The 13,771-nt window shown below is 32.5% G+C and carries 11 protein-coding genes; 1 reads left to right on the top strand and 10 read right to left on the bottom strand.

The window, feature by feature from the left end:
- Window positions 1–89 precede the first annotated feature (89 nt).
- The 8 genes from Q0945_RS11055 to Q0945_RS11020 form a co-directional block, all read right to left on the bottom strand.
- Window positions 90–1,151 (bottom strand): NAD(P)/FAD-dependent oxidoreductase, encoded by a 1,062-nt coding sequence (locus tag Q0945_RS11055; RefSeq protein ID WP_299434486.1) that lies wholly within the window; start codon window positions 1,149–1,151, stop codon window positions 90–92.
- A gap of 6 nt (window positions 1,152–1,157) precedes the next feature.
- Window positions 1,158–1,940 (bottom strand): uroporphyrinogen-III C-methyltransferase, encoded by a 783-nt coding sequence (cobA, locus tag Q0945_RS11050; protein ID WP_299434484.1) that lies wholly within the window; start codon window positions 1,938–1,940, stop codon window positions 1,158–1,160.
- A 4-nt stretch (window positions 1,941–1,944) separates the two neighbouring features.
- Entirely contained in the window at window positions 1,945–4,035 is a 2,091-nt protein-coding gene (locus tag Q0945_RS11045) for a nitrite reductase (RefSeq protein ID WP_299434482.1), read from the bottom strand.
- 52 nt (window positions 4,036–4,087) lie between these two features.
- Complete coding sequence (locus Q0945_RS11040; RefSeq protein ID WP_299434480.1) at window positions 4,088–5,335, bottom strand: GTP-binding protein; 1,248 nt, start codon at window positions 5,333–5,335, stop codon at window positions 4,088–4,090.
- Between the two features lie 114 nt (window positions 5,336–5,449).
- Window positions 5,450–6,355 carry a sulfate adenylyltransferase subunit CysD gene (gene cysD / locus Q0945_RS11035; RefSeq protein ID WP_298488820.1) on the bottom strand — a complete coding sequence of 302 codons (906 nt, stop codon included), beginning with the start codon at window positions 6,353–6,355 and terminating at the stop codon, window positions 5,450–5,452.
- A 47-nt stretch (window positions 6,356–6,402) separates the two neighbouring features.
- On the bottom strand, window positions 6,403–7,026 hold the full coding sequence (locus Q0945_RS11030) for a phosphoadenosine phosphosulfate reductase family protein (protein ID WP_299434478.1): 624 nt from the start codon (window positions 7,024–7,026) through the stop codon (window positions 6,403–6,405).
- Window positions 7,027–7,037: 11 nt separating this feature from the next.
- Window positions 7,038–7,301 carry a DUF2061 domain-containing protein gene (locus Q0945_RS11025; protein ID WP_298488823.1) on the bottom strand — a complete coding sequence of 88 codons (264 nt, stop codon included), beginning with the start codon at window positions 7,299–7,301 and terminating at the stop codon, window positions 7,038–7,040.
- Window positions 7,302–7,522: 221 nt separating this feature from the next.
- Window positions 7,523–7,933, bottom strand: coding sequence for an Rrf2 family transcriptional regulator (locus tag Q0945_RS11020; protein WP_121068934.1), 411 nt, complete (start codon window positions 7,931–7,933; stop codon window positions 7,523–7,525).
- A 98-nt stretch (window positions 7,934–8,031) separates the two neighbouring features.
- Between Q0945_RS11020 and Q0945_RS11015 the strand changes: the two genes are divergently transcribed.
- Window positions 8,032–9,039, top strand: coding sequence for a hypothetical protein (locus Q0945_RS11015; protein WP_299434475.1), 1,008 nt, complete (start codon window positions 8,032–8,034; stop codon window positions 9,037–9,039).
- 78 nt (window positions 9,040–9,117) lie between these two features.
- On the opposite strand, the gene Q0945_RS11010 is transcribed toward Q0945_RS11015, so the two are convergent.
- Both Q0945_RS11010 and thrA read right to left on the bottom strand, forming a co-directional pair.
- Window positions 9,118–10,278 carry an aminotransferase class I/II-fold pyridoxal phosphate-dependent enzyme gene (locus Q0945_RS11010; RefSeq protein ID WP_299434473.1) on the bottom strand — a complete coding sequence of 387 codons (1,161 nt, stop codon included), beginning with the start codon at window positions 10,276–10,278 and terminating at the stop codon, window positions 9,118–9,120.
- A gap of 85 nt (window positions 10,279–10,363) precedes the next feature.
- A complete protein-coding gene (thrA, locus tag Q0945_RS11005; RefSeq protein ID WP_299434471.1) occupies window positions 10,364–13,750 on the bottom strand; it encodes a bifunctional aspartate kinase/homoserine dehydrogenase I in 3,387 nt (1,128 codons plus the stop codon).
- Window positions 13,751–13,771 lie beyond the last annotated feature (21 nt).

Here is a 13,771-nt window from a genome sequence, read left to right as displayed (position 1 = left end):
ATTACTCTAATTCTAGTTTTTTACTAATAAAAAACCTCCCAATCTAAAAGATAAAGGAGGTTTTCCTGACTAATTAAAATAAATTTTTTTTAAGCTATACTTTGTACAACTTCTTTTTTAGCTTCTTTTTTACTTCCGTCAAAACCTTCTACACCACCTACCGTAGTATATTTCATAACAAAGCGTTTATTAGGGTTTATAATTTGATATGCATATTGGCACATAACTGCTGCTTCATGAAAACCAGAAAGAATAAGTTTTAATTTTCCTTCGTAGGTATTAACGTCTCCAATTGCAAAAACACCAGAAATATTTGTTTGGTAATCTTTAGCATTATTTACTTTAATTGCATTTTTCTCTATTTCTAAGCCCCAATCTCCTATAGGTCCTAGCTTTGGAGATAAGCCAAATAAAGGAATAAAATTATCTACTTCTAAAATAGTATCTTCTTTATCGGCATCTTTATGCTTAATAAGAACAGATTCTAATTTATCATCCCCATTTAATCCTTTAACCTCAGCCTCTGTAAATAATTTAATCTTACCTAATTTCGCTAATTCTGCTGCTTTTTCTACAGAATCTAATGCACCACGAAATTCGTTTCTTCTATGCACTAAAGATACTTCTGAAGCTACATCGGCAAGGAAAATAGACCAATCTAATGCAGAATCTCCTCCACCAGCTATTACTACTTTTTTATCACGATAAACCTCTGGATCTTTAATTATGTACGCAACTCCTTTATCTTCAAAATTTACTATGTTTTCTAAAGGTGGTTTTCTTGGTTCAAAAGACCCCAAACCTCCTGCAATAACCACTACAGGTGCATGGTGTTTTGTTCCTTTGTTTGTTGTAACAATAAAAGAACCATCTTCTTGCTTATCTAATGTTTCTGCACGCTCTCCTAAAGTATAACCAGCTTCAAAAGGCTTTATTTGCTCCATTAAATTATCTACTAATGTTCCTGCTAAAATTTCTGGAAAAGCTGGGATATCGTAAATTGGTTTCTTTGGGTATATTTCCGAACACTGCCCTCCAGTTTGTGGAAGTGCATCTATTAAATGGCATTTTAATTTTAATAATCCCGCTTCAAATACGGTAAACAAACCTGTTGGCCCCGCGCCAATTATTAATATATCAGTTTCTATCATTTTAATCTAACTTAATTCTTTACTATACTTATTTATTGCTTCCTGTAAAGTTGCTCTATGTTTTACAACTTCTCCTATTATTATTATTGCTGGATTTGTTAGTCCTTTTTCTTCTACTTTCGCTACTATTGTTTCTATAGTTGCAACTGCTACCTGTTCATTAGTACGTGTACCATTTTGTATAATTGCAATTGGCAAATTAGCTTTCTCTTCTTTCTTAAAAAGAGTAACAATTTCTGCTAATTTGCTCATACCCATTAGAACAATAACTGTTGCATTAGATTTTGCCGCTAAAGCAACATCTGAAGATAATTTATGCTCTTTTGTAGTTCCTGTTATTACCCAAAAACTTTCTGCCGAACCTCTCTTAGTAACTGGTATATTTTGAGATGCTGGTACAGCTACCGATGATGATATTCCTGGAACCATTGCCACATTTATACCATAGGCTGCTGCATATTTCATTTCTTCTGCTCCACGGCCAAAAACAAATGGGTCTCCCCCTTTTAAACGAACCACGTGTTGTGTTCTACCACGACTAACAATTAATTCATTTATTTGTTCTTGCTGATATGCATAACAACCTTTTCTTTTACCTACAAAAATGAGCTCTGCATTTTCTGCATAATTTAGCAACACAGGATTTACTAAAGCGTCATACAAAACAACATCTGCTGCTTGTAATGCTTTAATAGCTTTTACTGTAATTAAATCTGGATCTCCAGGACCCGCTCCTATTACCGTAAGCAAACCTTCGCTATTATTTGTATGTTGCTTTATGCTATTCATAAAATTATGCCTTAGCTAAATCTGCCTCTCTAAAAGCTTGCACTTTATTTAAAAAATCTTTTGTGTCTTTTAAATAGTTTTTAGCAAATTCTTCTGTAGGCTCATTTTTATTTATTTGAAGAATAAACTCTTCAAAACCAGTATTCAAAGATATTCTATTATTTGCAACAAATTTTGCATCAAAATCTTTAATAATTGCAGCGTGTGTATTTGTTTTTACATTTTCTGCCGTTAATATTGCTTTTGCCGTATTAACCATAGAAGAGTAAGAATGATAAATACTAGCAGCCCATTTACCTTCTGCAAATGTAGCTTCTGCTGTTTGTATTTTTTCTTCACTCTCAAATAATAAAGTTGCAATTAAATCTATAACCACACCAGCACATTCACCAACACCAATTGCTTTTACATATTCTTCTGAATTTCCCCAATCTATAAAATCATCTGCAGTTAAATTATCTACCGCAGTTAAATCTTTTAAGAAATCATAAAAATAGTGTTCTCCTTTTTCTGCATAGTACTCTGGGAAAGATGCTCCATCACCATTTGCATCAAAATCATTTAAGATTAAACGCAATGCTTCTGGTCCTCTTTTACTTGGTATTTTTACTACTTTATCTGCAAATCTACCCTCTCCATTTCCAATATTACCACCACCTAACAATACTTGTAATGCAGGTGCTACTAATTTATCTTTTGTACGAACAGACATTCCTTGAAAACCAATATTTGCCATGTTGTGTTGCCCACAAGCATTCATACATCCACTAATTTTAATAACCACATCTGGGTTATTAATATAATCTGGATATTCAATTTTCATTATTCTTTCTAACTCTTCTGCTATACCTGTACTACTTGCTATACCTAAATTACAAGTATCTGTACCCGGACATGCAGTAATATCTATAGCCTTATCATAACCAACTTCTGTAAATCCTAGCTTACTTAACTCTGCATAAAAGAAAGGAAGTAACTCTTCTTTTACATAAGGAATTAATATATTTTGACGTAAGCTAAGTCTAATTTCATCTGCTGCATATTTTTGAACTAAATCTGCTAGTGCACGAGCTTCTTTAAGATAAAAATCTCCTAATAAAACTTTTACTCCTATTGCAACATACCCTTCTTGTTTTTGAGGAATTACATTTACAGCCTTCCAAGCATCAAAAGATTCTTGGTCTTCTATAGTTGTATTTGGGACTGCAACCTCCGCAATTTGTGGTTTTGGATACGCCTCTGCATCAATCGGAAAAGATTTTATTGGCACAGCAATTTGTTCTTCTTCTAATAAAGCTTTAAAACCGTCTAATCCTAAATCTTTTAATAAGAATTTTAAACGTGCTTTTGCCCTACTTTTACGTTCTCCGTATCTATCAAAAACACGAACAACACCTTCCATTAAAGGAATAATTTTATCTGTAGGTAAAAAAGAGTACAATTCATCTGCATGACGAGGTTGTGAACCTAAGCCACCACCAAGCATTACTTTAAAACCTCTCTCTCCGTTTTCTATTTTTGCAATAAAACCTAAATCATGCATGTAAGAAAGACCCGTATCTGCATCGCTAGAAGAGAAAGAAACTTTAAATTTTCTTCCCAATTCTTGACTAATTGGGTTTCTTAAAAAATATTGAAATAATGCATGCGCATAGGGAGAAACATCAAAAGGCTCATCTACATCTATACCCGCAGTTTCACTTGCTGTTACATTACGTACCGTATTACCACAAGCTTCACGCAAAGTAATATCAGACTTTTCTAGCTCTGCCCATAATTCTGGAGTTCTATCTAAATCTACATAGTGAATTTGAATATCTTGACGTGTAGTAATATGCAAACGACCTCTAGAATATTCTTCAGAAACATCACATATTCTTCTTAATTGTTCTGAAGAAACTTTACCATAAGGTAATTTTATACGAATCATTTGTACGCCTTCTTGACGCTGACCGTATACCCCACGAGCTAAACGAAGACTTCTAAATTTTTCTTCATCAATTTTCCCATTGTGAAACATATCAATTTTATTTGCTAAATCGATAATATCTTTTTCTACAATTGGATTCTCTATTTCTGTTCTAAAACTTTGCATACTTTATATTTTAGTACGTTGTACTATTTACTTTTAACCTTACTACTTTTATTTACTGTATAAACCCAGCTCCTACTGTATTGTTATTCTTTGTATCTATAACTATAAAAGAACCGTTTGTTCTGTGGTTTTTAAAAGCATCAAAGAAAATTGGTTTATTTAATTTAAACGTAACCTTTGCAATATCATTCATCCCTAACCCATCTACATTTTCTTCTATACCTGAATAGTCTGGGTTAATTTTATGATGAATCTTATCTACTTTTGCTAGTACTTTATTTACGCCATGCTGTATTACGTATTTAGTACCTGCTTTAAGTTGGTCTGAATCCATCCAAGCAATAGTAGCAGTAAACTGCTTATCTATTGTAGGTAAATCTCCTTCTTTAACAATCATATCTCCTCTACTTACATTAATCTCATCTTCTAATGTAATTGTTACAGAAGAACGTCTTGATGCCGTTTGGTACTTTTTATCATACGCATAAATTTCTTTTATCTTAGATTTTGTTTGCGATGGTAAAGCAACAACTGTATCTCCAACATTAAGCTCTCCGCCATAAACCTTTCCTGCAAAACCTCTAAAATCATGAAAGTCTTCTGTTTTAGGGCGTATTACATATTGCACTGGAAAACGTGGTGTTCCTACATTGGAAACAGCCGCTAAATCTAAACGCTCTAAATGCTCTAAAATAGTTTCGCCGTTATACCAAGGCATAACATCGGTTTTATTTACTACGTTATCTCCTTTAAGTGCGCTTACAGGTATAAATGTAATGTTCTGGTTTTCATAATCTCTTTTACTCATTAATTCAGAAAAATCTGATTTAATAGCATTGTATGTTTCTTCAGAATAATCTACCAAATCCATTTTATTAATAGCCACAATCACTTCTTTTACACGAAGCAAATTATTGATAAAAAAATGACGATTAGTTTGTTCTATAACTCCTTTACGAGCGTCTATTAATATAATAGCTGCTTGCGATGTAGAAGCTCCTGTTACCATGTTACGTGTGTATTCTACATGACCTGGTGTATCTGCTATAATGTAACTTTTTTTTGCTGTTGAAAAATATATATGCGCAACATCTATAGTAATACCTTGCTCGCGTTCTGCTACTAATCCATCTGTTGCTAAAGAAAAATCTAAATAATCATATCCTTTTTGCTTACTAGTTTTTTCTATAGCTTCTAATTTATCACTTGTAAGAGATTTTGTATCATATAGTATTCTACCAATTAAGGTACTCTTTCCATCATCTACACTACCTGCTGTTGCTATTTTTAGTACTTCCATTTTTATTAGCTGTTGGCTATTTGCTCTTGGCATTTAGCCTTTTTAAATATTATTTTTATGGTTTGCTAATGGCTAGGTGCCAATAGCTAAAGACAAAATTTTCTATAGAAAATTTTAAAAGTATCCTTGTTGTTTTCTTTTCTCCATTGCTGCCTCGGAACGTTTATCATCTATACGCGCACCTCTTTCAGAAATACTAGAGTCTCTAATTTCACTTACTACTTTATCTATACTAACAGCGTCTGAAAGTACTGCAGCTGTACAAGACATATCTCCTACGGTACGGAAACGTACTAAACGTTCTTCTACTATTTCTTCTGCATCACGGAAAACTATATCATCTTCAGCAGACCAAATCATACCGTCTCTTACAAATGTTTTACGCTTGTGTGCAAAGTATATAGAAGGAATTTCTATCTCTTCTTTTTGAATGTAAGACCAAACATCTAATTCTGTCCAGTTAGATATTGGGAATACACGAACATTTTGTCCTAATTCTATATCTCCATTTAACATATCAAACAATTCTGGACGTTGACTTTTTTCATCCCACTGACCAAAATCATCACGTACAGAAAAAATACGTTCTTTTGCTCTTGCTTTTTCCTCATCTCTACGAGCACCTCCAATACAAGCATCAAACTTAAACTCCTCAATAGCATCTAATAATGTTGTGGTTTGTAAAGAGTTTCTACTAGCATACCTGCCAGATTCTTCTTTTACCTTACCAGCATCAATAGAGTCTTGTACATTACGAACAATAAGTTCTACTCCAAGTTCTTTTGCTAACCTGTCTCTAAATTCTATAGTTTCTGGGAAATTATGCCCAGTATCTATATGCATTAAAGGAAAAGGAATTTTTGCAGGCCAGAATGCTTTTTGTGCCAAACGAACTAGGGTAATAGAATCTTTACCTCCCGAAAACAATAACACAGGTTTTTCAAACTGGGCAGCCACTTCTCTCATGATATAGATGGCTTCGTTTTCTAATGGATTTATATGTGATGTATTTGTACTCATCTTATTTTTTTAATTCTTTTTATTTTCTCCTTATATATTTATAAATACTATGTGTGCAACCCACATTCTCTGTTTTCTAGAACCTTAGTTGGATCAAAATATTTATGTTCATTAGGTAAATTATTCTCTTCTAAATAGGCATCTAATTGCGCATCTTCCCAGTGGTAAAAAGGGCTAACTTTTAAAACGCCATCTTTACTTACACTAAAAATATCTAGACTATTTCGCAAAGCAGTTTGTCCTTTTCTAAGATTTGTAAACCAAACTTCTGGTTTATGCTCTGCCATTGCTCTTCCAAAAGGTTCTAATTTTACCTGTTCTGTAAAAATTGCATGATTAGGATCCTCTATTCCTGGAATCCCCATTACCACATCTCTATGAGAAGAAGTTTGCTTAGGCACATATAAATGAATATTTAACCCCAATTTCTCAATTAACTCTTCTGCGTGTCTATATGTATTTGGTGTATTATACCCCGTATCGCACCAAATAACTTTAATATCTTTATCTACTGCAGTAACTGCATGTAAAATATTTACTTCGTATGGTCTAAAATTAGTTGTTACAACAGCATTTGTAGTTTGTTGTAATGCCCATTCTATTATTTCAGCAGGAGAAGATTTTTCAAACTTTTTATTCCAATCTGCAATTTTTTCTTCTGTATAGTTCATCAGTCTTTATCTTATTTACCCCATTTTATACCATTCCAAATACGCTCATGGAAAAAATACAATACCATCTTAGTTAAAAAATCTACAGAGGCTATAGATGCCGCTACTGCCATTTTACCAGTTAATATATAAGATACAACTAAAGTATCCAGTGTACCTATTACTCTCCAACTTAATGCCTTTGCTACACTACGAATAGGTTTTTCAGACTTCTTGTCGTCTTCATACTTACTTTTCGTGGCTTTTTTATCTAAAATCAATTGATCAGCAATCATTTGTTATTATTTATCTATTACCCTATAGATTTAATAGGATATTCAAAAATAGTATATTTATACAACCTAAGACGTTAAAAAATAACTAAAATTACTTTTACCCTATCGATTTAATAGATTATTAAATATTTAGAAGTTTTATTGAGAATAATGAATCTAATAAAGTGATTTCATAAAAATTTTGAAACCATAAAAACACGAAAAAAGAAGTACTTGAAAGGTTAAACTAAAATATCTGCCAACGTATTGTTCCTATACACCTGCAAAGTACTGTCTCTTATTTGAAGCATTAACTTGTTTACAGAACAGGTTTTTTCATCTGGACAATCGTCACATTTTTCATAAAAGTTAAGGCTCACACAAGGCACCATTGCAATAGGCCCTTCTAGTACTCGCATAACATCAGTCATTAAAATATCTTTAGGTTCCTTAATAAGGTAATACCCTCCTCCTTTTCCTTTTTTTGAACCCAAAAAACCTGTTTTACGAAGGGTTAACAAAATACTTTCTAAAAACTTTTGTGATATATTTTCTTGCTTAGCAATTTCTGCTATTTGTACAGGTGCATTTTCTTTTTGTAATGCCAAAAAGGAAAGTGCTTTTAATCCGTATTTAGTTTTCTTGGATAGCATAGCACGAAGATAGGGAAATAAAAAAAACAACTATAAATATACTAATTAAAAACCTGTTCCGTTCTTATCTCTCATATATTAACCGTTATTAAAAAACTATGAAAAAACTAAGCTTATTTTTATTTTTATCCACAACAATTTTATTTACTTCTTGTGAAAAAGATAGCGATGAAAACCAATTAAAAAATTCATTAACTTCCGAATCCGATATTATCGGAGAATGGGATTTAACTGCTTATAAAGTAGAAGATGGAGAAACAGTAACTAAAGTAAATGGCGCATCTGTAACTCAAAAATACTCTTCTATTGGAAAAGATTTTGATATGCAAATAGAATTTAGCAATGACCCTAACACCGCAACTAGCAATGGCTCATTCATATCTGAAACTAGTATTTCTATTTTAGGACAAACCCAAGTAACAGAAATTCCTCTTTACACTGTATTTAACTCTAGTATCTGGGAACTTAGAGATGGTGTTATCTTTTTTATTGATGAAAACAATAAAGAAACCAAAATGACAACTATAGAATCTACAGAAAATAAGTTGGTTCTTTCTTATGACATAAATGAAACTATTGAAGTACAGGAAGGAGCAACTTCTACTACTACTGGTAAATTAACAATAACCATGGAAAGAGAAAGTTCTGAAAAAGACGACACAACAACTTCCTTTCTAATTGTTGGAACTTGGGATCTAACAGAACTAATAACAAAAGATGCCGTTTTAAAATTGAACGAAGTCAATAAAGAATATAAATTCACTGCTATAGCAAAGGATTTAGATGCTAGTATGGTATTTTCTAATAACCCAAATTCTTTAAAAACCGAAGGAACTTTTCGTTATACTATAACTTATGAAGATGGAGATGTTATTGAAGAGATAAGAGATTTTGATTTTTTTAACAATTCAAGAGGATGGAAACTAGAAAACAATTTAACAGAATTATACGATCACGTTAAGGGGTCTTCTGAAGTAGGCAACAGAGCAACAATTTTAGAAATGACTGAAACTACCTTAAAACTTGAAATACTCTTTTCTAAATTCTACGATACAAATGAAAATGAACGCAGTACTTTTATTGCCGTTTTTACTAAAAAAGAATAATTTAAGGTCATTTTTTTGACAAAACCCTAAAAGCCAAATCTAATTAGATTTGGCTTTTATATTGCTGCAAACTCCCGCTTAATTTAAAGCCTGCTTTATATCTGCAATAATATCCTCTACATGTTCTAAGCCCACAGATACACGTACAGAACCATCTGTTATGCCAGATTCTAAACGTTCTTCTACAGATAACTTACTATGTGTTGTAGATGCTGGATGCGTAACAATACTTCTAGAATCTCCAAGATTTGCAGATAAAGACAACATCTTAATACTATCAAAAAACTTTTTACCAGCTTCAATTCCCCCTTTAACCTCAAAAGCAACAATACTACCTCCTGCTTTCATTTGCTTTTTAGCAACCGCATACATTGGGTGCGATTTTAAGAACGGATATTTTACCCAACTGACTTTAGGGTGCTCTTCTAAAAACTGAGCCAACTTTAATGCATTTTCGCAATGACGGTCTAAACGAACTGCCAATGTCTCCAAGCTCTTGGTTAATACCCAAGCATTAAAAGGGGATAATGCTGGTCCAGTAATTCTTGAAAAACGATATACTTTATCTATTAACTCCGCACTACCAACAGTAATACCCGCTAAAACCCTTCCTTGGCCATCCATTAATTTGGTTCCAGAATGTATAACCAAATCTGCACCAAATTTAATTGGTTGTTGTATATATGGTGTTGCAAAACAATTATCTACAATGAATATTAAATTGTGTTTTTTTGCTATTTGCCCTAATCTTTCTAAATCTAATACGTCTACCCCAGGATTTGTTGGGGACTCTGCATAAATAATTTTTGTTTGCGAGGTTATCATTGCCTCTGCGGCACCCAAATCATCAATAGGAAAATAACTAGTTGTAACCCCCCATTTTGGTAAAAATTTGGTAAATAAAGTATGCGTAGACCCAAAAATACTCCTTGCAGAAAGAATATGATCCCCTGTTTCTACCAATGCTGCCAAAGTAGAAAATACTGCAGCCATGCCAGAAGCAAAAGCAAAACCAGATTCTGCTCTCTCCATTTTACATACTTTCTCTACCAACTCATTGTTTGTAGGGTTAGAGTATCTAGAATAGATATTACGCTCTTTTTCTTCTGCAAATGAAGCTCGCATATCTTCTGCATCTTCAAAAACAAAACTAGAAGTTAAGTACATTGGTGTAGAATGTTCTAAAAATTGCGTACGCTCTGACTGTGTTCTTATCGCTTCTGTTTCAAATTTTTTCATCTTACTTATATTCTTTGGCTTTGACTACGCTCAGCCGTCTATGATTCTGCTACGCTCAATTAATGGTAATTGAGCGAAGTTGAAATTAATTCTTTTCTACAATTCTTAATATATCTCCAAAAACACCTCTTGCTGTAACGGCTGCTCCTGCTCCTGCTCCTTGGATTACTAATGGGTTTTCTCCATAAGACTCTGTATATATTTCTATAATAGAATCGGACCCTTTTATTTGCCCTAAAGCGCTTTCTTTTGGTACGGAAATCAGTTTTACTTCTAACTCCCCTTTTTCTTCTTGTAAATTTCCATGTAAATCACCTACATAGCGCAAAACATGATTTGATTTTTGATTTTTCTTTATCTCATTAAAAGTATCATCTAACATTCCTAAATTATCTAAGAAATGATTTGTATCTCCTTTTTCTAATAAAGCCGGAATCAAATTTTGGATTTCTACATCCGAAAATTCATTGTGTAATTCTAACTCTCTAGCTAGTATCAATAATTTTCGGCCTACATCATTTCCAGACAAATCTTCCCTAGGGTCTGGCTCTGTAAATCCTTTTTGCATAGCATCTTTTAAAATAGTAGAAAAAGGTGCGTTTACTTCAGAAAAAGTATTAAAAATATAACTTAAAGAACCTGAGAAAACACCTTTAATTCTTGTAATATTCTCTCCTGATAAATGCAATAATTTAATAGTATCTATTAAAGGTAGTCCTGCACCTACATTAGTTTCATATAAATATTGCTTCTGATTTTTAACCAACTCTTCTCTTAAAAGTTGGTAATAATCAAAGCCTAATGTATTTGCTATTTTATTTGAGGATACGATATCAAAACCATTTTCTACAAAATCAAAATAATGTGCAACAAAATCCTCACTTGCTGTATTATCTACTACAATTAAGTTTTCTAAATGATGTCTTTTAGCAAAATCAAAAATTGTACTCAAAGTATAAGGTTCTCCCTTTTTATCTAACAAAGACTTCCAATTTTTAGAAACTCCTTTTTTACTCAATATTACTTTTTTAGAATTTGCAACGGCAAAAACTCTTAAATCTAGACCTTTTCTTTTTTCTATATTTTTGGCAGATTTTAATATCTGATCTATTAGTGTTCCCCCAACATTACCATGCCCAAAAACTGCTATATTAACCTTTTTACTCATTCCAAAAACTTGCCCATGCATTACATTTACAGCCTTATGTAAATCGGTCTTTTTTACTACCAAACTCACATTTTTCCCTGTAACTGTATTATTAAAAAGCAATGGTGTTATTTGGTTCTTAATTAAAGAGTTGTACGGTTTATGAAAAGTACTCAAATCTTGACCTACAATAGAAATAACAGAAACATCGCCTACTACAGTAATTCTATTAACATCTTTAGAAGTATAATCATGTGTAAATTCTCTATCCAAAGCTTGTTTTGCTTTCTGTGCAATATCTGCATCTACCACCAACCCAATACCACGTTCTGAGGAACCCTGAGAAATAATACTTACACTAATATTACTATCTCCTAAAGCTTTAAAAATACGAGCGTCCACCCCTACTTTTCCTAACAATCCCCTACCTTCTAAATTAATTAAAGCAACCTTTTCTATTACAGAAATAGATTTAATACCGTCTTTACTAGTTTTTGCACTTATTAAAGTTCCTTCATTATCACTATTAAATGTATTTAAAATACGTAAAGGAATATTTTTTTCTATTAAAGGAATAATTGTTTTGGCGTGTAAAATAGTAGCGCCAAAATTTGCTAATTCATTGGCTTCACTATAAGAAAGCTCAGAAATACGTTTAGCGTCTGCTACAAAATCTGGATTTGCTGTGTAAATACCATCTACATGCGTATAATTTTGAAGCTCTGAAGCATCTAAGAAATTAGCCAATAAAGCCGCAGAGTAATTACTCCCATTTCTTCCTAAAGTTGTAGTTTCACCGTCTAAAGTAGAAGCTATAAAACCTGTAAAAACAGGTATGGTTCCCTGCGGCAACAAACCAAATTCTCTTAAAACATTTTCTTTAGATATAGTTTCTAAAACACTAGCATCTCCAAAATTATCATCAGTCTTAACAAGACTTCTAGAGTCCATTACTTTTGCCTTTACCCCTTTTCCTATTAATAGTTTTGTTATTAGTTTTGCAGATATTAACTCTCCATAAGCTAAAACCTGGTCTTTAATCTTAGAACTATAATCCCCTAATAAAGCAACCCCTTCATACAACTGAAACAAACTTGCAAACTCCTTTGATAAATTTACATTTTTATAAGAATGCGTCTGGTATTTTTCAAAAGCTTCAAAGTCTTTTACATAACTTTTACCGGATGCAGCTTTTTCTAAAATAGCCTCTAGTTGGTCTGTAGCTTTTTCTCTTGCAGAAAGTACCACGGCAACTTTTTCTTTAGCCTTTACTTTATCTAAAATAATATCTAAAACATGTTCTAAACCTTCTCCATTACTTAAAGATTTACCTCCAAATTTTAAGACTTTAACTTTAGCTGTTTCCTCTTCTTTATTAAAAATAGGATTTAACAATTTTTGCATTTGATCAAACTCAATCAAAAAAGCATCATGTCCATGTAAAGATTGTACTTCGCCATAGGTAACATTACTATTTGCTTGTGCTATTTGCTTAAAGGTTTCTCTATTTTCTTTAGCAGTAAAAAACAAATCAGAATCTACTCCAATAATATGAATATTGGTTTCACTATTCTGCAAGTCTACAAAAGCTGCTTCTCTATCTCTAGTAATATCTATAGATTTTAAAAGCTGATTCATTAATTTATAGGCTGATAATTGAAAACGCTCCTTCAATTTATCACCATGATGCATTAACCAACTTTCTACATTAAAAACCTGCAACTCTTCATTAGTACTACGTTTAAAACGCTCATTAAAAGATTCTGGCGTTCTATAACACAACATTGCATGCATACGAGCATCATGTACAGGTTGCTTAGAATTAATTAAAAACTGTTCTTGTATTTGGCAATTTCCTATTAACCAATCTGTAGACTTCCAGTCTGATGCTACAGGGATTAAATGCTCTGTTAAATTAGGGTTTAGCGCTGCCATTTCCCAAGCAATACCACCTCCCATAGAGCCTCCAATTATTGCAAATAAATTAGAGATTTTTAACTCTTTAAGACCTAATAAAAATATTCTTGCAACATCTCTTGCAATAAAATCTTTATAATTTTCTATTACAAAACCATCATATCCATTTCCTGGAACGTTAAAAGCCAGAATAGTATACTTATCTGTATCTATACATTTTCCTTGCCCTACTATAGCAGACCACCAACCATCTTTACCTGTAACATTAGAGTTCCCCGTTAAAGCATGATTTACTAGCACTATTGGAGCACTATGCAAGGGCTTTCCAAAAAGTTGATAGGATAGCGAAATATCCTGAGATACTCCGCTATATGTTTTGTATTTATTAATTGTAAGATGATGTAACATCTGGTATTTTTTACTTTATTA

Origin of the sequence: uncultured Maribacter sp. (genome assembly GCF_947500405.1) — a bacterium.
Classification (GTDB): Bacteria; Bacteroidota; Bacteroidia; order Flavobacteriales; family Flavobacteriaceae; genus Maribacter_B.
Note: the sequence above shows the minus strand (reverse complement) of the source record. Positions and strands in the feature narration are given on the sequence as shown.